Origin of the sequence: Streptomyces sp. NPDC005722, assembly GCF_040630935.1 — a bacterium.
Lineage (GTDB): Bacteria > Actinomycetota > Actinomycetes > Streptomycetales > Streptomycetaceae > Actinacidiphila.
On the sequence record NZ_JBEXYN010000020.1, the window covers coordinates 55,607 to 81,774 of the forward strand.

At 74.5% G+C, this 26,168-nt stretch carries 21 protein-coding genes; 17 read left to right on the top strand and 4 right to left on the bottom strand.

Annotated features, from left to right (window positions below; genetic code table 11):
• Window positions 1-742 precede the first annotated feature (742 nt).
• On the bottom strand, window positions 743-3,304 hold the full coding sequence (valS, locus tag ABZ479_RS22705) for a valine--tRNA ligase (RefSeq protein ID WP_500463287.1): 2,562 nt from the start codon (window positions 3,302-3,304) through the stop codon (window positions 743-745).
• 106 nt (window positions 3,305-3,410) lie between these two features.
• Here valS and ABZ479_RS22710 point away from each other — a divergent pair, with 106 nt between their 5' ends.
• A complete protein-coding gene (locus tag ABZ479_RS22710) occupies window positions 3,411-3,887 on the top strand; it encodes a MarR family winged helix-turn-helix transcriptional regulator (RefSeq protein WP_499603197.1) in 477 nt (158 codons plus the stop codon).
• A gap of 9 nt (window positions 3,888-3,896) precedes the next feature.
• A complete protein-coding gene (locus tag ABZ479_RS22715; RefSeq protein WP_500463288.1) occupies window positions 3,897-4,352 on the top strand; it encodes a universal stress protein in 456 nt (151 codons plus the stop codon).
• Window positions 4,353-4,394: 42 nt separating this feature from the next.
• Here ABZ479_RS22715 and ABZ479_RS22720 read toward each other — a convergent pair whose 3' ends face one another.
• On the bottom strand, window positions 4,395-5,354 hold the full coding sequence (locus ABZ479_RS22720; protein WP_500463289.1) for an NADP-dependent oxidoreductase: 960 nt from the start codon (window positions 5,352-5,354) through the stop codon (window positions 4,395-4,397).
• Between the two features lie 213 nt (window positions 5,355-5,567).
• Here ABZ479_RS22720 and trxA point away from each other — a divergent pair, with 213 nt between their 5' ends.
• From trxA to ABZ479_RS22775, 11 genes are all read left to right on the top strand, one after another.
• Window positions 5,568-5,951, top strand: coding sequence for a thioredoxin (gene trxA, locus ABZ479_RS22725; protein ID WP_499515391.1), 384 nt, complete (start codon window positions 5,568-5,570; stop codon window positions 5,949-5,951).
• Window positions 5,952-5,984: 33 nt separating this feature from the next.
• On the top strand, window positions 5,985-7,655 hold the full coding sequence (locus ABZ479_RS22730) for an AMP-binding protein (protein ID WP_500463290.1): 1,671 nt from the start codon (window positions 5,985-5,987) through the stop codon (window positions 7,653-7,655).
• Window positions 7,656-8,182: 527 nt separating this feature from the next.
• Window positions 8,183-9,439, top strand: a complete 1,257-nt coding sequence (gene egtA / locus ABZ479_RS22735) for an ergothioneine biosynthesis glutamate--cysteine ligase EgtA (protein ID WP_500463291.1) — start codon at window positions 8,183-8,185, stop codon at window positions 9,437-9,439.
• A complete protein-coding gene (egtB, locus tag ABZ479_RS22740; RefSeq protein ID WP_500463292.1) occupies window positions 9,436-10,767 on the top strand; it encodes an ergothioneine biosynthesis protein EgtB in 1,332 nt (443 codons plus the stop codon). The genes egtA and egtB overlap by 4 nt, the downstream gene beginning before the upstream one ends.
• Before the next feature lie 28 nt (window positions 10,768-10,795).
• A complete protein-coding gene (gene egtC / locus ABZ479_RS22745) occupies window positions 10,796-11,551 on the top strand; it encodes an ergothioneine biosynthesis protein EgtC (RefSeq protein WP_500463293.1) in 756 nt (251 codons plus the stop codon).
• Window positions 11,548-12,510: an L-histidine N(alpha)-methyltransferase gene (gene egtD / locus ABZ479_RS22750; protein ID WP_499603204.1), complete on the top strand. Its 963-nt coding sequence runs from the start codon at window positions 11,548-11,550 to the stop codon at window positions 12,508-12,510. The genes egtC and egtD overlap by 4 nt, the downstream gene beginning before the upstream one ends.
• Window positions 12,511-12,618: 108 nt before the next feature.
• Complete coding sequence (locus ABZ479_RS22755; RefSeq protein ID WP_500463294.1) at window positions 12,619-14,163, top strand: FUSC family protein; 1,545 nt, start codon at window positions 12,619-12,621, stop codon at window positions 14,161-14,163.
• 14 nt (window positions 14,164-14,177) lie between these two features.
• Window positions 14,178-14,729: a MarR family winged helix-turn-helix transcriptional regulator gene (locus tag ABZ479_RS22760; RefSeq protein WP_500463295.1), complete on the top strand. Its 552-nt coding sequence runs from the start codon at window positions 14,178-14,180 to the stop codon at window positions 14,727-14,729.
• A 136-nt stretch (window positions 14,730-14,865) separates the two neighbouring features.
• On the top strand, window positions 14,866-15,648 hold the full coding sequence (locus ABZ479_RS22765) for a GNAT family N-acetyltransferase (RefSeq protein WP_499603207.1): 783 nt from the start codon (window positions 14,866-14,868) through the stop codon (window positions 15,646-15,648).
• A 73-nt stretch (window positions 15,649-15,721) separates the two neighbouring features.
• The gene (locus ABZ479_RS22770; RefSeq protein WP_500463296.1) at window positions 15,722-16,567 is read left to right on the top strand and encodes a lysophospholipid acyltransferase family protein; all 846 of its coding nucleotides are present in this window, start codon (window positions 15,722-15,724) and stop codon (window positions 16,565-16,567) included.
• 202 nt (window positions 16,568-16,769) lie between these two features.
• Window positions 16,770-17,654 (top strand): S1 family peptidase, encoded by an 885-nt coding sequence (locus ABZ479_RS22775; protein ID WP_500463297.1) that lies wholly within the window; start codon window positions 16,770-16,772, stop codon window positions 17,652-17,654.
• Window positions 17,655-17,661: 7 nt separating this feature from the next.
• Here ABZ479_RS22775 and ABZ479_RS22780 read toward each other — a convergent pair whose 3' ends face one another.
• Window positions 17,662-19,485 carry an AMP-dependent synthetase/ligase gene (locus ABZ479_RS22780; RefSeq protein WP_500463298.1) on the bottom strand — a complete coding sequence of 608 codons (1,824 nt, stop codon included), beginning with the start codon at window positions 19,483-19,485 and terminating at the stop codon, window positions 17,662-17,664.
• Window positions 19,486-19,629: 144 nt separating this feature from the next.
• On the opposite strand from ABZ479_RS22780, the gene ABZ479_RS22785 reads away from it, so the two are divergent.
• The 4 genes from ABZ479_RS22785 to ABZ479_RS22800 all read left to right on the top strand — a co-directional run bounded on the left by ABZ479_RS22785 (window position 19,630) and on the right by ABZ479_RS22800 (window position 24,548).
• A complete protein-coding gene (locus tag ABZ479_RS22785) occupies window positions 19,630-19,872 on the top strand; it encodes a hypothetical protein (protein WP_499603211.1) in 243 nt (80 codons plus the stop codon).
• A gap of 174 nt (window positions 19,873-20,046) precedes the next feature.
• The gene (locus ABZ479_RS22790; protein WP_500463299.1) at window positions 20,047-21,522 is read left to right on the top strand and encodes an SDR family NAD(P)-dependent oxidoreductase; all 1,476 of its coding nucleotides are present in this window, start codon (window positions 20,047-20,049) and stop codon (window positions 21,520-21,522) included.
• Window positions 21,523-21,614: 92 nt separating this feature from the next.
• A complete protein-coding gene (locus ABZ479_RS22795; protein ID WP_500463300.1) occupies window positions 21,615-23,957 on the top strand; it encodes an FHA domain-containing protein in 2,343 nt (780 codons plus the stop codon).
• Window positions 23,958-23,963: 6 nt separating this feature from the next.
• Complete coding sequence (locus ABZ479_RS22800; RefSeq protein ID WP_500463301.1) at window positions 23,964-24,548, top strand: hypothetical protein; 585 nt, start codon at window positions 23,964-23,966, stop codon at window positions 24,546-24,548.
• Window positions 24,549-24,813: 265 nt separating this feature from the next.
• On the opposite strand, the gene ABZ479_RS22805 is transcribed toward ABZ479_RS22800, so the two are convergent.
• Window positions 24,814-26,133, bottom strand: coding sequence for a streptophobe family protein (locus tag ABZ479_RS22805; protein WP_500463302.1), 1,320 nt, complete (start codon window positions 26,131-26,133; stop codon window positions 24,814-24,816).
• Between the last annotated feature and the right edge of the window lie 35 nt (window positions 26,134-26,168).

Consider the following 26,168-nt stretch of genomic DNA (forward strand, 5'->3'; position numbering starts at 1 on the left):
GCGGGTGGGACTCGGGGCCGCGCCGGTGGGTCGGCTGTCCCGGCGTCTCGCGCCCTTCGGGCGCACGGCGCCGGCTGCGGACGGGGAGGGTGGGGGCCTGCCTTGTGTGCGGTGTGCGGGTGGGTGGTCGGCTGGGGTTCAGACGCCGGAGCGGGGCGGGTTGTTCGTCCGGCTCGGGTCTCGTTGCCGTCCGCAGGTGCAGATGGCCGGTGACCACGCCCACTGTTGGTGGGTGGCGCGTCCGCCGTAACCGGCGTCTGCGGGTGCTTCCCCGATCCGAAAATCGGGCTCTGTTCCGACGTCCATACCGTCGAAAGCGAGCCCGATCTCCCGCCGACCGCCGGACGGCACCACGAACCACCCCCAGTTGCGGATGCTTCCCCGACATCGGGCCCTCTTCCGACGTCCATACCGTCGAAAGCGAGCCCGATCTCCCGCCGACCGCCCGACAGCACCCCGAAGCACCCGCAGTCGCGGGTTACGGCGGGCGCGCCCACCACCCACGGATGGCGTGGTCACCAGCCATCTATACCCGCGGACGGCAACGAGACCCCAAGCCACCGGAAAGGCAACCCGCTCCGGCGCCTGAACCCCAGCCCCGCACCCACCCGCACGCCGCCGAAGACGAGGGCCCCACTCTCCCCTCCGCAGCCAGCCGCTGTGCGCCCGAAGGGCGCGAGACGGCGCGACAGCCGAACCACCCACCCGCACACAATCATCGGGCCGGCAACGCGGGACCAGGTCAGGAGGCCGCCTCCGGGAGGCGCACCTCGTACGTCAGGCCGTCGCCCGGTGCCGTGCGGCGTTCCACGGACGCCGCGCGGGCCGCGGCGCGGACGTCGGCCTCGGCGAGGGCGAAGTGGGCCAGCGCGGGGGCGGGGCCGGTGACGAGGAGCGCGCCGACCTCGGCCCTCATCGACAGCCGCGCTTCGGACTTCGCCCTGCGGACGGCGGTGATCGCCTCCCGCGCGGTGGCCAGGACGCGCGGGTCGCCGTCCCCGGCGAGGTCCCGCAGCGCGGCCGCGTCGGGCCACTCGGCGCGGTGCACGGAGCCCTCCCGCCACCACGACCAGACCTCCTCGGTGGCGAAGGGGAGGAAGGGCGCGAACAGCCGCAGGAGGACGGACAGGGCGGTGGCCAGGGTGGCGAGGGCGGAGGTGTCGCCTTCGTACGCACGGGCCTTGACCAGCTCGACGTAGTCGTCGCAGAAGTCCCAGAAGAAGGACTCCACCCGTTCCAAGGCGCGGGCGTGGTCGAAGTCCTCCAGGGCGTCCGTGGCGGCGCCGACGGTCGACGCCAGGGCCGCCAGGAGGGCGCGGTCCAGCGGCGCGGTGACCGCCCCGGCGCCTGCCTCCGGCAGTGCGCCGGAGGTGAGCACGAAGCGGCCGACGTTGAGGACCTTGACGGCGAGCCGGCGGCCGATCCTCATCTGCCCGGTGTCGAAGGCGGTGTCCGTGCCGGGCCGGGCGGCGGCCGCCCAGTAGCGGACGGCGTCGGAGCCGTACTGCTCCAGCAGGTCGCCGGGGGTGACCGCCTTGCCCCGGGACTTGGACATCTTCTTGCGGTCCGGGTCGAGGATCCAGCCGGAGATCGCGGCGTGCCGCCACGGCAGCACGTCCTGCTCGGCGTGGGCGCGGACGACCGTGCCGAACAGCCAGGTACGGATGATCTCGTGGGCCTGCGGTCGCAGGTCCATCGGGAAGACCTTGGCGAACAGCTCGTCGTCGGTCCCCCATCCGGCGGCGATCTGCGGGGTGAGCGAGGAGGTCGCCCAGGTGTCCATGACGTCCGGGTCGCCGGTGAAGCCGCCGGGGACGCCCCGCTGCTCCTCGCGGTAGCCGTCGGGGACGTCGGTGCCGGGGTCGACGGGCAGCGCCGGCTCGCCGGGGACCAGCGGCCTGTCGTGGACGGGCTCGCCGGCGTCGTCGAGGGGGTACCAGACGGGGACGGGGACGCCGAAGTACCGCTGGCGGCTGACCAGCCAGTCGCCGTTGAGCCCTTCGACCCAGCTGTCGTAGCGGACCCGCATGTGCCCGGGGTGCCAGCGCAGTTCACGGCCGCGCGCCAGCAGCCGCTCGCGGAGGGCCTCGTCGCGTCCGCCGTTGCGCAGGTACCACTGGCGGGTGGTGACGATCTCCAGCGGCCGGTCGCCCTTCTCGTAGAACTTGACGGCGTGGACGACCGGTTCGGGCTCGCCCTCCAGTTCGCCGCGCTCGCGCAGCATCCCCACCAGCCGTTCGCGGCCGGTGTGCGCGGTGGCGCCGGCCAGGGCCGCGTACGCCTCGCGGGCCCGCGCCGTCCGCAGGGCGGCCGGCGGCACCGGCAGGAAGCGCCCGTCGCGGCCGAGGACCGCCCGGGTGGGCAGCCGCAGTTCGCGCCACCAGGTGACGTCGGTGGTGTCGCCGAACGTGCAGACCATGGCGATGCCGGTGCCCTTGTCCGGGTCGGCCAGCCGGTGCGCGTGGACGGGGACCTCGACGCCGAGGACCGGGGTCGTGACGGTGGTGCCGATCAGCTCCCGGTAGCGCTCGTCGTCGGGGTGCGCGACCAGGGCGACGCAGGCGGGGAGGAGTTCGGGCCGGGTGGTGGCGACGACGACCCGGCCGCCGTCCGGGCGGTGGAAGGCGAGCCGGTGGTAGGCGCCGGGCCGTTCGCGGTCCTCCAGCTCCGCCTGGGCGACGGCGGTGCGGAAGGTGGTGTCCCACAGGGTGGGCGCCTCGGCCGAGTAGGCCTCGCCGCGCGCCAGGTTGCGCAGGAACGCGCGCTGGGACGCGGCGCGTGAACGGGCGCCGACCGTCCGGTAGGTGAGCGTCCAGTCGACCGACAGGCCGAGCCGGCGCCACAGTTGCTCGAAGATCTGCTCGTCCTCGGCGGTGAGGAGTTCGCACAGTTCGATGAAGTTCCGCCGGGAGACGGGTCGCCGGTGGGGGCCGCCGGGCTCGGACGGGATGAATCCGGGGTCGTACGGGAGCGAGGGGTCGCAGCTGACCCCGTAGTGGTTCTGGACCCGGCGCTCGGTGGGCAGGCCGTTGTCGTCCCAGCCCATGGGGTAGAAGACGGTCTGCCCGCGCATGCGCCGGTAGCGGGCGACGGTGTCGGTGTGGGTGTAGGAGAAGACGTGGCCGATGTGGAGCGATCCGCTGGCCGTGGGCGGCGGGGTGTCGATGGAGAAGATCTCCTCGCGCGGCCGCGACCGGTCGAAGCGGTGTACGCCCGACTCGTCCCAGCGCCGCGACCATTTCGCTTCGAGCCCGTCGAGGGAGGGCTTGCCGGGGACGTCGTCATGACGAGGCGGGGGGTTCATGCCGTCCCATGGTAGGCAGCCGGGCGTCCGCCGCCGAACGATTTGTGCACGGGATCATCCGTCTCACCGATGATCCGCCAACGGACCTTTTTGCTAGGCTCGGACCATGTCCACGGCATCCGCACCCGACTTCACCGGGCTGCTGCAGTTCGCCAGCCACGCCATGACGAACCGGCTGGCGGCCGCGCTGGCCGAGGTCGGGCTCACCCCCCGCGGGTACTGCGTGCTGCTGCACGCACTCCCCGGTGAGCTGACGCAGGCTCAACTCGCCGAGATCTCCCAGCAGGACAAGACCACGATGGTGGTCACCATGGACGAGCTGGAGCGGGCCGGCCTCGCCGAGCGGCACCCCGCCCCCACGGACCGCCGGGCCCGCGTCATCACCGTCACCGGGCCGGGCCGGGAGCTCGTCGCCCGCGGCGCGGAGATCACCGCCCGCGTCCACGGCGACCTGCTGGCGGCCCTCCCCGAGGACGAACGGGCGGTCTTCGCCTCCGCGCTGCAGCGGCTGGTGGACGGTCATCTCGCCGCGGCCGCGGATTCCCCGCGTCCGGTACGGCGCGCGCGGCAGTCGCGCAAGTAGGCTCGGAACGTGAGCGACAAGGCGGCTTTCGAGCGGGGCACCGACGGTCCCAAGGTGATCGTGGCGGGACTGGACGGATCGGAGTCGTCGTGGCGCGCCGTGGCGTACGCGGCGGGGCTGGCGCGGCGCCAGAACGCGCTGCTGGCGATCGTCTACGTGCAGCCGGTCCTGGCGGCGGGGGCGGCCTTCGGCGCCCCGGTCGCGGAGGCGACCGCCGAGATCGCCGACCAGCTGAAGGCGGAGATAGAGAAGGCCGCCGCGCGCTTCCAGTCGACGTCGAGCCTGCGCTGGGAGTTCCACACCTTCATCGGCGACCCGTTCAGCGGGCTTTCGCAGGCCTCGGACGAGCTCAAGGCCGACGCGGTCGTGGTCGGCGCGTCCGAGAAGGCCGGGCACCGGATCGTGGGCTCGGTCGCGGTGCGGCTGGTCAAGGCGGGCCGCTGGCCGGTGACGGTCGTCCCGTAGGGGCCGCACGCCGCCCCGGGCGGGACGGCGGCGCAAGGGATGTCAAGCCCCGTCGGTGACGTGGATGACGACCTTGCCGCGGCGGTGCTCGTGCTCCAGCGCCTCGTAGGCGGCGCGCGTCTCGGTGAGCGGCACCACCCGGTCGACCCGTGGCGTGAGTTTGCCGCCGTCGATGAGCCGGGAGACCGCCTCCAGGCCCGCCCGGTCCGGCTCGACGACGAAGAAGACGCCGCGGGCCCCGTGCGCGCGGGCGGCCTCCGGGTCGGGCGGGGACACGATGCTCACCAGCAGGCCGCCGGGGCGCAGCACCGACCAGGAGCGGTCCTGCGTGTCGCCGCCGACGGCGTCGAAGACCACGTCCACGTCGGCCACCTCGTCCTCGAAGCGGCTGCCGGCGTAGTCGACGACCCGCCGCGCGCCCAGCCCCGCGACGAAGCCGGCGTCGCGGGCGGCGGCGGTCGCCGTGACCTGCGCGCCGAGCGCGGCGGCGATCTGGACGGCGAAGGAGCCGACGCCGCCCGCCGCCCCGTGGACGAGGACGTGCCGGCCCGGGGTGACCCCGGCGTGCCGGGCGAGCGCCTGCCAGACGGTGAGGGCGGCGAGCGGGACCGAGGCGGCCGCGTCGTGGCCGATCCGCCGGGGCTTGGGGGCGAGGATGCCCGCGGGAAGGGTGACGTACTCGGCGGCGGCTCCGTCGCGGACGAAGGGGATCAGCGCGTAGACGGCGTCCCCGACCCGCGGGGTGATCACCCCGGGCCCCACGTCGGCGACCACGCCGGAGACCTCGTGCGAGGGGATGGTGGGGGTACGGTCGCGGCCCGAGCCGTCGGAGCTGTCGGTCCAGGTCGCCTCCCAGTCGAGCTCCCCCGGGGTCACGGAGGCGGCCCGCACGGCGACGAGGGCCTCGCCCGGGTCCGGCTCCGGGCGGGGCGCGGTCTCGTAGCGGAGCTGTTCGGGGCCGCCGCGCCGGTGGGCGCGTACGGCGTGCATCGTCGTCACCATCGGCCGCTCCCGTGGTCCCTCGCGCGCCTGCCCGGCGGGGGCGGCGGACGTCCCCGCCCCTCCAGGATCCGGCCCCGCCCGGCTCTCGGCATCCCCTTCCGCGAGGGCCGGCGGGGGACGCGCCCGGGGGCGGCGTTCGGAATAGCGCAGCGCTGCCTTCGGTTACGGTCAGTGGGTCCCGACCGACGGCACCCGGAAGCAGGTAAGGGAAGCATGAGCACTGTTGAGCTCACCAAGGACAACTTCGACGAGGTCGTCGGCAACAACGACTTCGTCCTGATCGACTTCTGGGCGTCCTGGTGCGGCCCGTGCCGGATGTTCGCCCCCGTCTACGAGTCGGCCGCGGAGAAGAACACCGACCTCGTGTTCGGCAAGGTCGACACGGAGGCGCAGCCCGAGCTGGCCGCCGCGTTCCAGATCCAGTCCATCCCGACGCTGATGATCATCCGTGACAAGGTGGCCATCTTCTCCCAGCCCGGCGCGCTGCCCGCGCCCGCGTTCGAGGACCTGATCAAGCAGGCCCGCGACCTGGACATGGACGAGGTCCGCAAGTCCATCGCCGAGCAGGGTGCCGACCAGGAGGCCCCGAAGGCCTGACACCTGACGGAGTGTCAGCTATGGTGCGGCCGTATGAGGCGCACCATGGCGGAGTTCGTCGAGGGCCAGTGGGGCGATCCGCGTCCCGGGCTGCTGTACGGGGAGCACCGGCTCAGCCGCCATGACGTGGCGGCCGCCTCCGCCGCCCGCGCGGCGCTCCTGGCCGACCTGCTGCCGCACGGCGCCGAACCGCATGTGGGGGTGCTCCTGGGCAACGTCCCGGAGTTCCCGCTGTGGCTCGGCGCCGCGGCGTGCGCGGGGGCCACCGTCGTGGGGATCAACCCCACCCGGCGCGGTGCGGAACTCGCCCGCGACATCACCCACACGGAATGCGCGCTGCTGGTCACCGAGCGCGCGCACCTGCCGGCGCTGCGCGGGCTCGCCCTCCCCCTCCCCCCGGAACGCCTCCTGGTCGTCGACGACCCGGCGTACCCGGCCCTGCTGCGCCCGTACGAGGGCGCCGCTCCGCCACGCGGCGGGCGGATACGCCCCGGCACCCGGCTCATGCTCTGCTTCACCTCCGGCTCGACGGGCGCCCCGAAGGCGGTGGTCGTGTCCCAGGGCAGGCTCGCCGACGCGGGCGCCTCCCTCAGCGGCTTCCTGGACCTCGGTCCCGACGACGTCCACTACCTGTGCATGCCCCTCTTCCACGGCAACGCCGTGATGGCGGGCTGGGCGCCCGCCCTCGCGGGCGGCGGCGCGGTGGCGCTGCGCCGGACCTTCTCCGCCTCCCGCTTCCTGCCGGACGTACGCGCCTACGGGGCCACGTACTTCACCTACGTCGGGCGCGCCGTGCAGTACCTGCTCGCCACCCCCGAAACGCCAGACGACCGCCGGCACCGGCTGCGCCGGGGTTTCGGCACCGAGGCCGGGGCCGTGGACGCGGCCCGGTTCGCGGAGCGCTTCGGCGTGACCCTCACCGAGGGCTACGGCTCCTCCGAGGGCGGGGCCGCCCTGCAGCGCTCACCGGGCACGCCGCCCGGCGCGGTCGGGCGTGCCGCGCCCGGTACGGACCTGGCCGTGGTGGACCCGGCGACCGGTGCCGAGCGGCCCCGCGCCGTCCTCGACGCGGCGGGCCGGCTGCTCAACGGCGACGAGGCGATCGGCGAGCTCGTCAACCGCGGGCCCTCCCGCTTCGAGGGCTACTGGCGCAACCCCGAGGCGGTCGCCGCCCGTACCCGTGACGGCTGGTACTGGACCGGCGACCTCTTCTTCCGCGACGCCGACGGCTGGTTCCACTTCGCGGGCCGCGCCGACGACAGGCTGCGCGTGGACGGCGAGAACCTGGCCGCCGCGGTCGTCGAGAACGTCCTGGCCCGCTTCGACGCCGCCGCGGCCGTCGCCGTGTACGCCGTGCCCGACCCCGTCTCGGGCGACCAGGTCATGGCGACCCTGGCCCTCCGCGAGGGTGCCGCCTTCGACCCCGGCGCCTTCGCGGCCTTCCTGGCCGCGCAGCCGGACCTCGGCACCAAGTCGGCGCCCCGTTTCGTGCGGATCGTGCCGCGCATGCCGGTCACCGCCACCAACAAGGTGCGGCGGGCCGCGCTGCGCCGCGAGGGCTTCCGCTGCCCCGACCCCGTGTGGTGGTCCCCGCCCGGCGAGGGGCCCTGCGGTACGGCGTACCGCCGCCTCGACGCCGTCGGCCTCGCCGCCCTGCTGGAGCGCTACCGCGCCCAGGACCGGGCGGGGCTCCTGGACCGCTGAGCCCGCGGCCCGCCGTCCCGCCCGGCCCGCAGACGGTCGTTTCGTGCGGGTCGGTCCGGGCAGACGCAGCCCATGTGCCACGACCGGTTCGGGCGACCGTACCCGCTTCATAAGGGGGCGGTCGCCGGGGCGCGCGAGCTGTTCCCGGCCCTACCGGTGCGTCGGGACCCGCGCAGGGCCCGCGCGACGGAGCACCCGGCACGCGCCGGCGACCGGCGGGGCGGGACACCGGGGCGTGCAGCGCGCCGTTCTCGGGGGAGATTCCGACATGAACCCTCTGACCTGCGCAGATACATTCTGGAGATGCGGGCCGCCGGGTCGCGGTCCACTCTTGATTCGGACCGGACGGCAGAGGCCGCCCTCGACACGGGTGTCACCTGCCGTCCCTCGGCCGTTCGTCCGGGGCGCTCTTGAGCGGCCCGGACCGAAGGGATTAGGTGGTACGGACACCGTCCGGCCCCGGCCGGGCGGACACGTAGAGCCGCCTTCGACGGGAGGTCCCGGCCATGCCCGGCACCAGTCAGCGGATGGAGACATCCGAACCGATCAGCGAGACGACAGCGGAGGACCATATCCAGGGCATCTGCTTCAAGACCGGCCCGCCGCGCCGCATAGGCGTGGAACTGGAATGGTTCCTCCACGACCCGCACGACCCGGCCCGCCCGGTGGGCCCCGCCCGGCTCGCCGCCGCCGTCGCCGGACTGCACGACCTGCACCTCCGCTCCCGGCTCACGACCGAGCCCGGCGGACAGCTGGAGCTCAGCTCGCTGCCCGCCCCCTCGCTGACCGCGTGCGTCAACGCCGCGGCAGCCGAACTCCACTCCGTACGCCACCGGCTCCGCCGGGACGGCCTCGTCCTGGCCGGCCACGGCCACGACCCCTGGCGACGGCCCCGCCGGCTGCTGGACGAGCCCCGGTACGCCGCCATGGAGGCGTACTTCGACCGGTCCGGACCCGCGGGCCGGGCCATGATGTGCTCCACGGCCTCGGTCCAGGTCTGCCTGGACTCGGGCACCGAGGAGCCGGGTCCCTTCGGCCTCGGCAGACGCTGGCTGCTGGCGCACCTGCTGGGCGCGGTCCTGGTGGCGGCGTTCGCCAACTCGCCGCTCAGCACCGGCCGCCCGACCGGCTGGCGCTCCACCCGGCAGGCGGTGTGGGCGGCGCTGGACCCCGGGCGCACCCTCGCCCCGCCCGGCGGGGGCGACCCGCGTGCGGCCTGGACGGCGTACGCCCTGGACGCCCCGGTGCTGTGCATCCGCGGCGACGAGGGACCGTGGACGGTGCCGCACGGGCTCACCTTCCGCGACTGGATCCGTGACGGCTCGCACCGCCGGCCGACCCTCGCCGACCTGGACTACCACCTGTCGACACTCTTCCCGCCGGTGCGGCCGCGCGGCTACCTGGAGCTGCGCATGATCGACGCGCAGCCGGGACGGGACGGCTGGATCGTGCCGCTGGCGGTGGCCGTGGCGCTCTTCGACGACGCCGCCGCCTCCGAGGTCGCCTACCGGGCGGTGAAGCCGCTCGCCGACGCGGCGGGCCGGGACCCGGCGCCCCGCAACCCGCTGTGGCGGCGCGCCGCCCGGCACGGTCTGGCCGACCCCGAGCTCCACGCCATCGCCGTGACCTGCTTCGCCGCGGCCCGCGAGGCCCTGCCCCGGCTCGGGGCGGACCGGGCCGTGCGGCGGGCGGTGGACGACTTCACCGAGCGCTACGTCGAACGCGGCCGCTGTCCCGCCGACGACATGCTCGACGCATTCCTACGCAAGGAGAGCCGCACGTGACCGCACCCGCGCTCGACCCCGAAGCCCTGCGCCGGCGGGCGCTGGACGCCCTGACCACCGCGCGCGAGCGCACCCGGGCGCTCACCACCTGCGTGGACGACCGTGAACTCACCGCCCAGCACTCCCCGTTGATGTCCCCCCTGGTCTGGGACCTGGCCCACATCGGCAACCAGGAGGAGCAGTGGCTGCTGCGGAACGTCGGCGGCCGTGAGGCCCTGCGCCCGGACATCGACCCGATCTACGACGCCTTCGAGCACCCGCGGTCGGAACGTCCCACGCTGCCGCTGCTGCCACCCGCGGAGGCGCACGCCTACGCGGCCGAGGTGCGCGGCAGGGTGCTGGACATCCTGGAGCGGGCACCGCTGCGCGGCACCCCGCTGACCGACGCGGCCTTCGCCTTCGGCATGATCGCCCAGCACGAACAGCAGCACGACGAGACGATGCTGATCACGCATCAGCTGCGGCGCGGCCCGGTGGCCCTCACCGCTCCCCCGCCGCCGCCCGCACCCGCGGACACGGCGCTGCTGCCGGCCGAGGTCCTGGTCCCCGGCGGTCTGTTCACCATGGGCACCTCGACCGAGCCGTGGTCCCTGGACAACGAACGTCCTTCGCACGTGCGCGAGGTGGCGCCGTTCTTCATCGACACGGTGCCGGTGAGCAACGGCGCGTACCTGGCCTTCGTCGAGGACGGCGGCTACGAGGACGAGCGCTGGTGGACCCCGGCCGGCTGGGCGCTCGTCCGCGAACACGGCCTGGCTGCCCCGCTGTTCTGGCACCGGGAGGGCGGTGCGTGGCTGCGCCGCCGCTTCGGGGTGACCGAGCCGGTGCCGCGCGAGGAGCCGGTGCTGCACGTGTCCTGGTACGAGGCCGACGCGTACGCCCGCTGGGCCGGACGCCGGCTGCCCACCGAGACGGAGTGGGAGAAGGCGGCCCGGCACGACCCGGCGACGGGGCGTTCCCGCCGCTACCCGTGGGGCGACGCCGACCCCGGTCCCGAGCACGCCAACCTCGGCCAGCGGCACCTGCAGCCGGCCCCGGTGGGCAGCTACCCGGCGGGTGCCTCGGCGCTGGGCGTACGGCAACTGGTCGGCGACGTGTGGGAGTGGACGGCGAGCGACTTCCTGCCCTACCCGGGCTTCGCGCCGTTCCCGTACAAGGAGTACTCGGAGGTCTTCTTCGGCCCCGACCACAAGGTGCTGCGGGGCGGCTCCTTCGCCGTGGACGCGGTGGCCTGCCGGGGCACGTTCCGCAACTGGGACTATCCGGTCCGGCGGCAGATCTTCGCCGGCTTCCGCACCGCCCGCGACGCCCGTCCGGAGCAGGTGTGAGGGCCCCGGGCAGACGGGGGCGCGGCTGATGTGCCGGCACCTGGCGTACGTGGGTCCGCCCGTCGCGCTCCGCGAACTCGTCATCGACCCGCCGCACTCGCTGTACCGCCAGTCGTGGGCGCCGCGCCGGCAGAAGTACGGCACGGTCAACGCCGACGGCTTCGGGCTCGGCTGGTACGCGGACGGCGACCCGCTGCCCGCGCGCTACCGGCGCGCCGGGCCGGTCTGGGACGACCCGTCCTTCGCGGACGTGTGCCGGGTGACGCGCTCCGGTGCGCTGCTCGGCGCGGTCCGCGACATCACCGAGGGCTCGGTGGCCGACGAGTCCGCCGCGGCCCCCTACACGGCGGACCGCTGGCTGTTCAGCCACAACGGGGCGCTGCGCGGCTGGCCGCACTCGGTCGCCGAGGCGGCCGCCGCGCTGCCCCCGCACGAGCTGCTGACCCTGGAGGCGCGCTGCGACTCGGCCCTGGCCTGGGCGCTGACCCTGCACCGGCTGCGGGCCGGCGCCCCGGCGGACGAGGCGCTCGCCGACACCGTCGGCCGGCTGGCCGCGCTCACCCCCGACTCACGGCTCAACTTCCTGCTGACCGACGGCCGGGCGATCGCCGGCACCGCCTGGGGCGACACGCTCTGGTACCTGGACGTGCCCGGCCGCTCCCTCGTCGTGGCCTCCGAGCCGTACGACGACAGTCCGCGCTGGACCGAGGTCCCCGACCGCCACCTGCTGTACGGCGATCCCACCGAGGTCCTGCTGATCCCGCTCAAGGAGCCGCACCTGTGAGCCCGTTCACCCTCACCCGCACCCTGCCCGCCGACGCCACCGCGGCCGCGCTGCGCGCCGACGTCGCGTACGGACTGACCCGCAGCCCCAAGCAGCTCCCGCCCAAGTGGTTCTACGACGCGCGCGGCAGCGAGCTGTTCGAGGAGATCACCCGGCTGCCCGAGTACTACCCGACCCGCGCCGAGCGGGAGATCCTGCACGCGCGTGCGCCGGAGATCGCCGCGGCGACCGGTGCCCGCACCCTGGTCGAGCTGGGTTCCGGTTCCTCGGAGAAGACCCGGCTGCTGATCGGCGCGCTGGGCGGGCCGCTGACGTACGTGCCGATCGACGTCAGCGAGTCCGCGCTCACCGGCGCGGGCGAGGCCCTGCTCGCCGACCACCGGGACCTGTCCGTGCACGCGCTCGTCGCCGACTTCCAGCACGGCCTGGCCCTGCCCGGGACGCCCGGCCCCCGGCTGGTCGCCTTCCTGGGCGGCACGATCGGCAACCTGCTGCCGCAGGAGCGGGCGCACTTCCTCTCCTCGGTCCGCGCGCTGCTCTCACCGGGCGACGCACTGCTGCTCGGCACCGACCTGGTCAAGGACGAACAGACGCTGGTGGCGGCGTACGACGACGCGCAGGGCGTCACGGCCGCCTTCAACAAGAACGTCCTGTCGGTCATCGACCGCGAGCTCGGCGCGGACTTCCACCCGGACGACTTCGACCACGTCGCCGTGTGGGACCGCGAGGAGGAGTGGATCGAGATGCGCCTGCGGGCGCGCGCCGACGTGACCGTGAAGGTACCGGCGCTCGACCTGACCGTGGACTTCGCGCGCGGGGAGACGATGCGCACCGAGGTCTCCGCGAAGTTCCGCGAGGAGGGTGTGCGGGCGGAGCTGGCGGCCGCCGGTCTCGCCCTGCGCCACTGGTGGACCGACGCCGGGGACCGCTTCGCGCTGTCGCTGGCGTTCCCGGCCTGAGCCGGGCTGACAGGACGTGGTGGCCGGTCCCGGGGACGGGGCCGGCCACCGCGTCCTTGCCGCGTCCGCAGATGTTTCACGAGTAAAACACCTGCTAAGCTTTTGGGCATGTCCGCTTTCCCCCTGCCCGTCCGCGGTGTCCTCCGGCTCCGTTCCGTGAAGGACCTCTGGCACCACCGGGCGCTCGGCGTCGTCGCCGCCGTGGGCCCGGTCGAGGTGACGCTGCTGGCCCTCGGGCGGCTGGACCTGGTGCTGTACGCCGCGGGCGGCGGGCTGTGCGCCCTGTACGCGCACGGGCTGCCCTACGCGGCCCGGGCCAGGGTGCTCGCCCTGGTCGTCCTGGGCATGGCGGCCGGGACCGGGCTGGCGCTGACCACCGCCGCGCTGACGCACTCGACGCCGCTGCGGGTGGCGGTGGCCGCCCTCCTCGCCGCCGTGCACAAGGTGGTGTGCGACGCGACGCGGATCGGGCCGCCCGGGAACGTGATCTTCACCTTCGTGGCGGCGAGCGCCGCCTTCGTCCCGCAGACACTCGGGCAGGTGCCGGCCCACACCGGGCTGACGCTGCTCGGCGGGGCCGTCGCCTGGCTGGTGTGCATGGCCCCCGCGCTCGTACGGCCGTACGCCCCCGAGCGCGCCGCCGTCGCCCGGGCCCTGGAGGCCCGGGCCCGCGCCCTGGCCGACGGGGGCACCCCCGGCAGCCGGCACGAGGCCACCGTCGCCGTGCACACCGCCTGGCACACCCTGCGCGGCGCCCGGACCACCGCCCACCTGGCGGGCCTGGAGCGGCTGCTGGCGCGCGCCGAGGCCGCGGACCCGGCCGACGGGGACCGGCTCACCGCGTGGGCCCGTGCCCTGCGCCGGACCCGCGCCCTGCCCGACCCGGGCCCCGCCGCACGCACCCCCGCCCCCTCGGTCGGCACCCGGACCGGCCGCGCGGGCCGGCGGCCGCACCGGCCCGCCCTGCGGCACCTGCTCCCGGTCGGGCTGCGCGTCCTGCTGGGCAGCGCCCTGGCGGGGTGGGGATCGACGGCGCTGGGCGTGGACCGGCCCTCCTGGGCCGTGGTGACCGCCGCGGCCGTCTTCGCGGCCAACACCACCCTGTCCTGGCACCGGGCGCTGCAGCGGGTGCTCGGCAACCTCCTGGGGGTGCTGCTGTTCACGGCGCTGGTGCCGGTCACGGCCACCGGGGCCGCGGCGCTCATCGTGACCGCCCTGGCGTGCAACGTCGCGGCCGAGGCGACGATCGCGCGCAACTACTGGATCGCCAGCGCCTTCGTGACGCCGATGGCGATGGTCATGACCGAGTTCACGGGCGCGCAGCCCGCCGGCCACCTGGTGGCCGACCGCTGGCTGGACACCCTCGTCGGCGCCGCGGCCGGGCTGCTGGCCTGCTTCGCCGTACCGAACCGCCGGGTGGGCCACCGGGTGGCGGCCGCATTGCGGCGCCTGGAGCACGAGCTCACCGCGCCCGTCGCCCGCGAGGCCCGGCTGGCGGCCGCGCTCCTGGAACTGCGCGAGGCCGCCGACACCGCCTCCGGCGAGTGGTGGGGCCGGGCCCTGCCCGAACGGCGCATCGCCGGCGCGGAGGAGCGCGGGCACCTGATGCTGGCAGGTCGGTGCCACGAAGGCCGGTCCGTCACCGTGACCTGACGACGCGTACGATCATGCGGACGCCGCCGGAGCCGCCGGCGTCCGGAGGGAGGACGACTCGCGTGGAGGACGCCGTCGCGACGGTGCTGCGCCAGTGGCAGGACGTCTACCCCGACCTGGACTTCGGTCCGGTCGCCGTGATCGGCAGGCTCAACCGCTGCGCGGCGCTGCTGCAGCAGGTCACCGAGACGCCCCTGGGCCGCGAGGGCCTGACCCGTCCGGAGTACGACATCCTCCTCGCCCTGCGCCGCGTCGGCGGCGAGCTCACACCCGGCCGGCTGGCCCGGGAGACCTTCGCCTCGGGCGCCGCGGTCACCAAGCGGATCAAGCTGCTGGAGGAGCGCGGCCTGGTGGCCCGCCGCCCGGACGGCCGCGACCGCCGGGTCTCCCACCTGCGCCTGACCGACGAGGGACTGACGCTCGTCGACCGCGTGCTGCCCGAGCAGCTCGCCTACGAGACGGGGCTGCTGTCCGGTCTGCCGGAAGGCCGCCGCGAGGATCTGGCGGGTATCCTGGGTGAACTCCTGCTGCTGCTCGAAGGCCGCTTGGGAGCGCTTTCCGGGTGAAGCGGGCGGTCCGCGGGGCCACGGCACCGGCACTTCAGCGAGCGCACATCTGCGCGCTCCGTCAAGGACACGCCAAGGCAAGGCCGCGACGGGACAGATAAGGGTGTCCCCGTCCCCCTGACCAGGGAATCGCGCCATGACCGCTTCGTACGAACTCGCACCCGTCGTCGACACCCCGACCGACCGGCCCCGCTACTCGGTGAGCCTCGCCCAGGACGAGGCGGAGGTGCGGGCCGCGCAGCGTCTGCGGCACCAGGTGTTCGCCGGGGAGATGGGGGCCGTGCTGGACACCCCCGAGCCGGGCCTGGACGTCGACGCCCTCGATGCCTACTGCGACCACCTGCTGGTGAAGGAGGACGCGACCGGTGAGGTCGTCGGCACCTACCGGCTGCTGACCCCCGCCAACGCCCGCCGCGCGGGCCGCACCTACTCCGAGTCCGAGTTCGACCTGTCCCGGCTCGCGCCGATCCAGCACGACATGGTCGAGGTCGGCCGCTCGTGCGTGCACCCCGCCCACCGGGACGGGGCCGTCGTCGCGCTGATGTGGGGCGGCATCACCCGCTACATGGCGACCACCGGTCACAACTGGCTGGCCGGCTGCTGCTCGGTGGAGCTGGCCGACGGCGGCTCGCTGGCGGCCGGCGTGTGGGACCGGGTCTCGGCCAAGAACCTGGCCCCCGAGGAGTACCGGGTCTCCCCGCTCCGCCCCTGGGACCCGACGGGCATCGCCCGCCCGGCCCGCGCCACGCTGCCGGCGCTGCTCCGCGGCTACCTGCGGCTGGGTGCCTGGGTGTGCGGCGAGCCCGCCCACGACCCGGACTTCGGCGTCGCCGACCTGTTCATCCTGCTCTCCCTGGAGCGCACCGACGAGCGCTACCTGCGGCACTTCGGCGCCCTCGGCTCGCTCGGGTCGGTCTGAGATGGCCGCGGCGTGGTGGTCGCCGGTCTCGACCTGCACCCCGCAGGCGTGCGTGACCGGTGACGGCCCAAGGGTGGGCCTCCTCCGGCGGCTGGTGCGTTACCTCGCCGCGGTGACGGTGCTGCTCGTCGGCGTCGTGCTGTCGGTGCCGCTCGGCGCGCTGTGCGGTCCGGCCGGGCGCGAGGGGCTGATCCGGCGCTGGACCCGCGCCGCGGTGGCGGCCTTCGGCATCCGGGTACGGCTGCCCGATGCGGCGCCGCGGGAGCCGGGCACCGGTCTGCTGGTGGTCTCCAACCACGTGTCGTGGCTGGACATCGTGCTGATCGCCGCGGTCTTCCCGGGGCGCAACGTCGCCAAGCGGGAGATCCGCGACTGGCCGGTGATCGGGCGGCTGTGCGTGCGCGGCCGCACGATCTTCATCGACCGGGAGCGGATCCGCACCCTGCCGGACACGGTGGCGGAGGTCGCCCAGGCGCTGCGCTCGGGCGCCACGGTCGTGGCGTTCCCGGAGGGCAGCACCTGGTGCGGCGGCGAGGAAGGCCACTACCGCCGGGCGCTGTTCCAGGCCGCGCTGGACGCGGGCGCCGACGTGCAGCCGCTGCTCGTCCGCTACCGGTACACCGACGGGCGGCCCAGCACCGCGGCGGCGTTCCTCGGCGAGGACACCCTGATGGACTCGGTGCGACGGGTGGTCGCGGCCCGCGGCCTCACGGCGGAGGTGACGGCGTTCCCCCGCATCACCGCGGACTCGCTGCCCGACCGGCGTGCGCTGGCGGCCGCCGCCCGCCACTCCGCCGTCGCCCCGGCGCCGCGTCCGGTCATACCGGTCCAGGCCGGTCCCCACGGGCGCGGGACGGGCGTCCGGGTCGGCGCGCAGGCCCTCCGTCCCGGCGACCAGGTCGTGGGACTTCCCGGCTGACGTCCGGGCCGGCGTCCGGGCCCACTCCCGACGAACGCGCAGGCTGACGTCCCGTCACCGGACCGCGCCCGCCGGCTGCCGCCTCCACGGCACCGGGCGGGCGCGGTCCGGCGGTTCGGGGCCCTCTTGTGACCGCCCTTTCGGTTCATGACAATGTGCATGCCAAAACCGAAAGAACTTCGGTCTCGAGAGGACCCCCCACATGAAACGACCTCTCAGAGGATTCCTCGCGGCCGCCCTCGCGGCCCTCGCCGCGGTAGCGACCCTCGGCCTGTCCGGCGCCCCCGCCTCGGCGGCCGGCCGTGACGCCGCGGCCGCACCGCACACGGCCGCGGCCCCGGCCCCGGCCGCCGTCACCGTCGACTTCGCCGGAACGGTGTCGCTCAGCAACTGCTCCGGGTCGCTCATCCGCTTCCCGTCCTCCGCGTCCACCGACCCCGCCCTGGTGCTCTCCAACGGGCACTGCCTGACCAGCGGCTTCCTCGACGCCGGCGAAGTGCTGGTGAACCAGACGTCCACGCGCACCTTCGGCCTGCTCAACGCCTCGGGCCGCTCGGTCGCCACGCTGCGCGCCACCAAGCTGGCGTACGCGACCATGACCGACACGGACATCTCGGTGTACCAGCTGAACCGCACCTACGCGCAGATCCAGTCCTCCTACGGGATCTCCGCGCTGGAGGTCTCCGGCACCCACCCGGTGCAGGGCACGGCCATCAAGGTGGTCTCCGGGTACTGGAAGACCATCTACAGCTGCTCCATCGACGGCTTCGTCCACCTCCTCAAGGAGGGCGACTGGACCTGGAAGGACTCGGTCCGCTACACCCCCTCGTGCAACACCATCGGCGGCACCTCGGGTTCGCCCGTCATCGACACCGCCACCGGCAAGGTCGTCGCCATCAACAACACGGGCAACGAGGACGGCGGCCGCTGCACCCTCAACAACCCCTGCGAGGTGGCCGCGAACGGCACCGTCACCGTCCGCCAGGGCATCAACTACGCCGAGCAGACCTACGGCATCGGCGCCTGCGTCACCACGGGCAACCGCTTCGACCTCACCCTGCCGGGCTGCGGACTCCCCAAGCCGTGACCGCGGTTCAGCGCCGGTACATGGCGTCGATCTCGGCGGCGTAGGCCTCCTCGACCGCCCGGCGCCTGAGCTTGCGGGAGGGGGTGACCAGCCCCCGTTCCTCGGTGAAGGAGGCGGCCAGCACGCGGAACGAGCGGATCGACTCCGCCTTCGACACCCGTGTGTTGGCCGCCGACACCGCCCGCCGCACCTCCGTCTCCAGGTCCGGGTCGCGCACCAGCTCCTGCAGCCCGGCCCGCTCCTTCCCGCGCAGCCGCAGCCACTGGGCCGTCGCCTCGGCGTCCAGGGTCACCAGGGCCGTCACGTACGGCCGGTCGTTGCCGATGACCAGGCAGTGCTCGATCAGCGGGTGTTCGCGGACCCGTTCCTCCAGGACGGCCGGGGAGAGGTTCTTGCCGCTGGTGGTGACGATGATCTCCTTCTTGCGGCCGGTGATCGTCAGGTAGCCGTGCTCGTCGAGGGAGCCGAGGTCGCCGGTGTGCAGCCAGCCGTCGCGCAGGGCCTGCGCCGTGGCCTCGGGATCACCGAGGTAGCCGGAGAACACGGCCGGGCCGCGCAGCAGGATCTCGCCCTCGTCCGAGATCCTGACCGCCGTGCCCGGCACGGGGTGGCCGACCGTTCCGTAACGCACCCGGCCGGGCGGGTTGGCGGTGGCCGCCGAGGTGGACTCGGTGAGTCCGTACCCCTCGTACACCGTGACCCCCGCGCCCTCCAGGAACAGCCCGAGCCGCCGCCCCATCGTGGAACCGCCGCTCACCGCGTTGCGGACCCGGCCGCCCAGTGCCTCGCGGACCCTGGCGTACACCATCCGGTCGTAGAACCGGTGCAGCACCCGCAGCGCGGCGCTCGGGCCCGGGCCGCTGCCCAGCGCGCGGCGTTCGCGGGCCTCGGCGAAGCGCACCGCCACGTCTACGGCCTTGTCGAACACCCCGAGGTGGCCGGCCTCCTCCGCCTTGTCCCGCGCGGAGTTGAAGACCTTCTCGAAGACGTACGGCACGGCGAGCACGAAGGTCGGCCGGAACAGCGCCAGGTCGGGCAGGAGTTCGGCGGCCGTCATCTCCGGCTGGTGGCCCAGCCGCGCCCCGGCCCGTACCGTCGCCACCTGGATCATGCGGCCGAAGACGTGGGCCAGCGGCAGGAAGAGCAGCACGGACGGCTGCGCGGAGGTGCCGCTGTCGAAGACCGGCCGCCAGCCCGCGATGAGGTTGTCGGTCTGGCACATGAAGTTGCCGTGGGTCAGGACGCAGCCGCGGGGGCGCCCGGTGGTGCCCGAGGTGTAGATCACGGTGGCGACGGCGTCAGGGGTGACCGCGAGCCGGTGCCGGTGGACCACGTCCTCCGAGATCCGCTCGCCGTCCGCCACCAGCTGCTTCACCGCCCCGGAGTCCAGCTGCCACACCCGGGTCACGGCGGGCAGCCGGTCGATCACCGAGCCCAGCGTCATGGCGTGGTCCTCGTTCTCCAGCACGCAGCCGACGGCGCCGGTGTCGTGGAGGATCCAGCGCAGCTGCTCGGCGGAGGAGGTCGGGTAGACGGGCACCGGCTGGGCCCCGACGGTCCACAGCGCGAAGTCGAACAGCGTCCACTCGTAGCGGGTGCGCGACATGATCCCCACCCGGTCCCCGAACCGCACCCCGTGCGCGAGCAGGCCCTTGGCCAGGGCCAGCACCTCGTCGCGGAACTCCGCCGCGGTCACGTCGTGCCAGCGGCCGTCCTCCTTGCGGCCCAGCCGCACCTCGTCGGGGGCCTGCGCCGCGGTCTCGAACACCACGTCGGCGAGGCCACCGGCAAGGGTGGCCGGGACCAGCGCGGGAAGACTGAATTCGCGCACGCGGGCACCTCGTGGGGGTCGGAGCGGGCGGAGAAACGTAACGTAACGGATCTCTCACGCACTGTCGGCCCGGGGCCGGTCGCCGTCCGGCTTCTTCACCAAACCTCCCCCGGCGAGAGATCATGGATGCAGGAGGTGACCTCCATGACCACCAGGATCCGACTCCACGGCGGCCCCGGGGACGGTCTCACCCTCGGCATCGTCCTGGGAGCCGGGGGGCAGCCCCCCGAGGGCATCCTGTACGACCCGCTGGCCATCAGCGTGCAGGACGCCGGGGTTCACCAGGCGTGGCCCGACAGCGCCGCGTACTACAAGCGCCTCGAGCACATGGCGGACGAGCCCTGGGACTACGCGTACGAGAGCGAGGCCACCGCTCCCCTGGAGTGACCCGCCGGCCCGCCGCCGACCGCCCCGGGACCGCCCCGGGACCGTCCCGGGCCGCCGCCCGCGGCCACCGGACGGGGCACGGGCGAAAGCCGCCGTTTTGGCCGGGGCCCGCCGCCTCCGTAGAGTTCCGCAGGACACCAGTGGGAACACACGATCCAGGGAACGACGGCGGGCATGACGGCGACCGAGAACGAGCAGAGCACGGCCACGGCCCGGGACGGCGACCCCGGCATCGACCCGGTACGCCTGGAACTGTGCCTCAGCGTGCTGAGGGAACTCGACGAGCTGCCGCTGGACCACCCCGACGCGATCACCGTGCGCAGGGCGACGGCCGGCATCTACCGGACGGTGAAGCAGCGGCGCCGCCAGGAGCGGCGTTCCGCCAAGACGGCCCACGACAAGGCCGTCACCGAGGCCACGGCCACCGGTTCCGCGGAACGCATCGACGACGAGACCCAGGGGCTGCTGCCGTCCTCCTCGACCATCGGTGAGATCGCCGGCATCCTGCAGCGGCCGCGCTCCTGCTACGTGTGCAAGGGCCGCTACGTCGAGGTCGACGCCTTCTACCACCAGCTGTGCCAGGACTGCGCGGCCTCCAACCGTGCCCGGCGTGACGCGCGGGCCGACCTGAGCGGTCGGCGTGCCCTGCTCACCGGCGGCCGGGCCAAGATCGGCATGTACATCGCGCTGCGGCTGCTGCGCGACGGTGCCCACACCACCGTCACCACGCGCTTCCCCGCGGACGCGATCCGCCGCTTCAAGGCGATGCCGGACAGCGACGAGTGGATCCACCGCCTCAAGATCGTCGGGGTCGACCTCCGCGACCCGGCCCAGGTGGTGGCGCTCGCCGACTCGGTGGCCGCCGAGGGCCCGCTGGACATCCTGATCAACAACGCGGCGCAGACCGTGCGGCGCTCCCCCGCCGCGTACGCGGAGCTGGTGGCCGCCGAGTCCGCCCCGCTCCCGGCCGGTGCCCTGCCCGCCTCGGAGGTCTTCGGCGCCTTCGGCAGCGGCGCCCAGCCCGCGCTGCCCGCCCCGCGCGCGGAGCTGGCCGCCCGGGCCCGGGAGGTCACGGAGCTGGCCCTGGTGAGCGGTTCTGCCTCACTCGCCCGGATCGAGGCCGGCACCGCGATCGACGCCGGCGGGCTGATCCCCGACCTGGACGCGGAGAACAGCTGGAGCCGCGCCGTGGGCGAGGTCGACCCGGTCGAGATGCTCGAAGTGCAGCTGTGCAACGAGACCGCGCCCTTCATCCTGGTCAGCAGGCTGCGCCCGGCGATGGCCGCCGCCGCGGCCCGCCGCAAGTACGTGGTGAACGTCTCCGCGATGGAGGGCAAGTTCACCCGCGGCTACAAGGGCGCGGGCCATCCGCACACCAACATGGCCAAGGCCGCGCTCAACATGCTGACCCGCACCAGCGCCCGGGAGATGCTGGAGACCGACGGCATCCTGATGACCAGCGTCGACACCGGCTGGATCACCGACGAGCGCCCGCACCCGGACAAGGTCCGCATGGCCGAGGAGGGCTTCCACGCCCCGCTGGACCTGATCGACGGCGCCGCCCGGGTGTACGACCCGATCGTCCGCGGCGAGCAGGGCGAGGACCTGTTCGGGGTGTTCCTCAAGGACTACGCGCCGACCGAATGGTGACGGCCCCGGCACCGTCCCCCAGGGCCATGTGACGGCCCGTTGCGGGACAGGGGGGACAGGCGGGGCGGCCGGTCCGCGGCTACGATCGAAGCGTGGCCGAGCGAGGTTCCGCGCCCACCGCGCCCAAGCTCGTGCTCGAGACCGACGGGGACACCCGGATCCTGGTCCCGGGTCGGGACTACCACGTCGGTCGCGACCCCGACGGCGACGTCGTCCTCGACGACCCCCGGGTGTCGTGGCACCACGCGGTGATCAGCCCCGCGGGCGACAGCTGGATGCTGCACGACATGGACAGCACCAACGGCACCTTCGTCAACGGCCGGCCGGTGCGGCAGTGGGGGGTCGGCCCGGGCAGCGTCATCCGCTTCGGCCACGCCGAGCAGGGGCCGTGCGCCCGGCTGAGCAGCGCCGAGGCCCCCACCGGCGTCTACCGGGCGCCGCCCGCGGCCTCCCCCGCGGCGACCGGCACCTTCCGCCACCCGACCTCGGTGCGGTCGCTGCCGCACCGCACGATCCACATCGGGCGGGCCTCCGACAACGACCTGGTCGTCTCGGACCTGCTGGTCTCCCGGCACCACGCCGAGCTGCGGTCGCTGCCGGACGGCGGCTACGAGATCGTCGACCTGCACAGCCACAACGGCACCTACCTGGACGGCCAGCGCGTCGACCGGGCGACGGTGCACCAGGGCGACATCATCGACGTCGGTCACGCGGTGTTGCGGCTCGTCGGCGACGAGCTCCAGGAGTTCACCGACACCGGCGAGGTCTCGCTCAACGTCCGCGACCTGTCGGCGCGGGTGGACGACGGCGGCAAGGTGCTGCTGGACGACATCAGCTTCCCCGTCGGCGAGAAGTGCCTGCTGGCGGTGGTCGGGCCGAGCGGCTCGGGCAAGTCGACGCTGCTGAACGCGCTGACCGGGCTGCGCCCCGCCGACCAGGGCACGGTGCTCTACGACGGCCGGGACCTCTACCGGGAGTACGCGGACCTGCGCCAGCGCATCGGGCTCGTCCCGCAGGACGACATCCTGCACCAGCAGCTGCCGGTGGGCCGCGCCCTCTCCTACGCCGCGGAACTCCGCTTCCCCGGCGACACCGCCAAGGAGGAGCGGCAGGCCAGGGTGGACGAGGTGATCGCCGAACTGGGCCTGGAGGCGCGGGTGCGGCAGCCGGTGCACACGCTCTCCGGCGGGCAGCGCAAGCGGGTGAGCGTCGCCCTGGAGCTGCTGACCAAGCCCTCGCTGCTCTTCCTGGACGAGCCGACCTCGGGCCTGGACCCGGGGATGGACCGTTCGGTGATGACGATGCTGCGCGAACTCGCCGACGACGGCCGCACGGTCATCGTGGTGACGCACAGCGTGCTCAGCCTGGAGGTCTGCGACCGCCTGCTGGTGATGGCCCCCGGCGGGCGCATGGCCTACTACGGGCCGCCCTCCAAGACGCTGCCCTTCTTCGGCTTCCGGCAGTGGCCGGAGGCCTTCGAGGCGTTCGAGCACGAGGAGAACCGCGACTGGGCCGGCCAGTACGAGGCGTCCCCGCTCTACGACGAGTACATCGCGCCGGCGCTGGAGCCCGCCGGTCCCGGGGCCCCCGCGGAGCTCGAACCCCTCGAGCCGCCCAAGCCCCAGGGCTGGGGCGGCCAGTTGTGGACGCTGGTGCGCCGCTACACGGCGTCGCTGGCCGCCGACCGCACCTTCCTGGCGATCATGGTGGCGCTGCCCTTCGTCATGGGCGGGATGGCACGAGCCCTCGCCGGCGGTTCGCTGGGCCGGAACAACGCGCTCAACGTGCTGCTGATCCTGTGCGTCGGCTCGGTGCTCACGGGGGCCGCCAACGCGGTCCGCGAGCTGGTCAAGGAACGCGTGATCTACCAGCGGGAGCGGGCCGTGGGCCTGTCCCGCTCGGCGTACCTCGCGTCCAAGGTCGTGGTCCTGGGGCTGGTCACCGTCGCCCAGGCGGTGGTCCTGACGATGGTCGCCCTCGTCGGTGTCCGCCTGAGACCCCAGGGCGGGAGCGGGGTCCTGATGCCGCCGCTGCTGGAGATCACGATCGCGGTGGCGCTGCTGGCGTTCACCTCGATGATGCTCGGGCTGCTGATCTCCGCCCTGGTGCGCAAGGAGGAGGTGACCATGCCGCTGCTGGTGCTGCTCGCCATCGTGCAGGTCGTCTTCTGCGGTGCGCTGCTCCCCCTGCACGGGGTCCCGGGCCTGGAGGAGGTGGCCTGGCTGGTGCCGTCGCGCTGGGCGCTGGGGGCGATGGCCGCGACGCTGGACCTGCATGCCATCACGCCCAGCACCGTGACGTCGGACCCGCTGTTCCGGTCCGTCCCCTCGATGTGGCTCCTGGACATGGGCATGCTCGTGGTGCTGTCGGCGGCCTTCGGGTTCGTCGTCACCAGGCTGCTGCGGCGCCAGGAGCCGGCCGTCATGCGGAGGTAGGCCCCGATGTACGAGCCGGAGTTCGTCCCGACCCACGTCGCCCCGGCCGCCGGGCTCCCCACCTGGCGGGCGCCGGACGACTCCAGCCCCTCCGCCGGGCTGGACCCGCTGCTGCCGGTGCGGGTGACCGAGCACCGGGGCGACTGGGCGCGGATCGTGTGCTCCAACGGCTGGTCCGCGTGGGTGGACGGGCGGCTGCTGATCACGGTCCCGCAGGGCCCCCCGGCGGCCGGCGGCTCCCCGGCCCGCACGGCGGACGCCCGGCCCCTGCTGGGACGGCTGGTGGAGGCGCTCGGCTCGTACCGCGCCATGGTGCAGGACCTCGCGGCCGGCCGGATGGACCTGGAGTCCTTCGACCGCGGCACGAGCGGCATCCGGATCGGCGCCGTCGTCGACGGCGACGCGGTGTGGCTCTTCGACGCCGAGCACGACCGCTGGTGCTACTGCGACGGCTCCCGCATGGCCACGTACGCCTCCGCCACACCTCCGACGGCGGCCCCGGACGCCCCCGCCCCACCGGCGGAGCCGCCCCCGGGCAGCGCCTCGTCCCCGACCGAGACCCGCCCCGTCACGTGGCCGGGCGAACCGTGACGCGGGTGCGGGGCGGTCCGGGCGCCGGCGGGGCTGGGACGTCTCACCGGGCGGGACCGGCAGGGCGGCCGTACCGCCCACGAGCCGGCCGCCAGCCCGGTCCGTACAAAGCACGCGGACCCGCGCCGGGACCTCGCCCGCGATCACCGTCGCCGCCGCCGGGCGAAGCACAGCCGCCGGCCTGCTGATCCCACCCGCACGACGCCGTCGGATCGCCACCCCGCCGAACCGGCCCCGGCGACGGCGCCCGGGGCACGCCGCCGCCTCACCGGGCCGGGACGCCCCCGCGGGCGGGGCGGGCGGGGCGGGCGGGGGGCAGCAGGCGGGCGGCCATGCTGCCGAGGAGGCCGGCCGCGAAGCCCCACAGCGCGGCGATGCCGATCGCGGGGAGCAGGTTCGGGAGCAGCACGATCGAACCGCCCAGGCCGCCGGTGTCGGAGGGGTCGCCGATGCCGAACAGTGACAGTCCGTAGTGGGCGTCGATTCGGGTGAGCACGCCGATCAGCAGCATGGCCACCGCGGACGCCAGCGCCAGGTGGACGGCGTTGCGCACGTGCCCGGTGCCGGGTGGGGCGCGCCGGGCCGTGGCCCAGCCGGCGCCCAGCATGGCGACGGCGGCGGCGACCACCAGCCACCACGCGCGGCCGTCGTACTCGGACAGGGCCCCGAGGTCGAGGGTGACGTCCCCGTCCCCACCGCTCAGCACGGAAGCCAGCGCCTCCGGCACGGGCACGCCGAGTGCCCCCTGCACGTCGCCGTGCCACGAGGCGCCCATGCCGAGGCCGAAGGCGAGCCAGGCGACGTTCGGCAGGCCGAGGAAGACGACGGCGAAGCCGTCGGCGGGCTCCGCACGGGTGAAGGCGGTGACCACCGCGATCACGGCGCCTGCGACCACGTAGGCGAGCAGGACGCCCACCATGGCGCGGGCGGCCGGCCGGACGACGGTGTGCGCGGGCACCAGCCGGGAGGGCAGCGGCGCCCTCCGCGACACGGCGAACGCCAGGACGAGGACGACGGCCAGCCACAGCAGCCCGGCGACGACCGTGACCGGGACGTCGGCGCGGAAACCGACGGTGGGCGTGACGCCGAGCAGGTCGCTCAGGTCGCCCAGGAAGTCCTCGCCGGTGGAGATGGTGAACGTGTGGTGCGCGCCGAGGGCGATCAGCAGCGTGACGAGGGCCCACAGCACGCCCGTCCGGACGAAGAGCCACAGCATCCGGTGCCCGGGGACCACCGCGTGCCGCCGCAGCGGCCGTACGACCACGTAGGCGGTGACCAGGGCACCGGCGAGGGCGACGGACAGCGGGAAGACGGTGACCGCGGCGTCCGAGCGGGCGATGGTGCCGGCGCCTCCCTCGAGGCCGACGCGGCCCCCGACGGCCATGACCACGGTGGCCGCGATGACGGGCAGGAACGCGCCCTGCGGCAGTTCGGAGGCCCCGGCGAGCCACAGGCCCAGGGCCGCCACGACCACCATGACGGCGTACCCGGCAACGACGGCCGCGAGCGCGTGCAGCCAGCCGTGGGTGAACCCCGAGGTGAGGGGTGGCGCCGTGGGCGGGGCGGAGGGCGGGTGCCGGGTCACGGTGTCAGGCTAAGCAGCCCGGCGGCCGCCCGCCC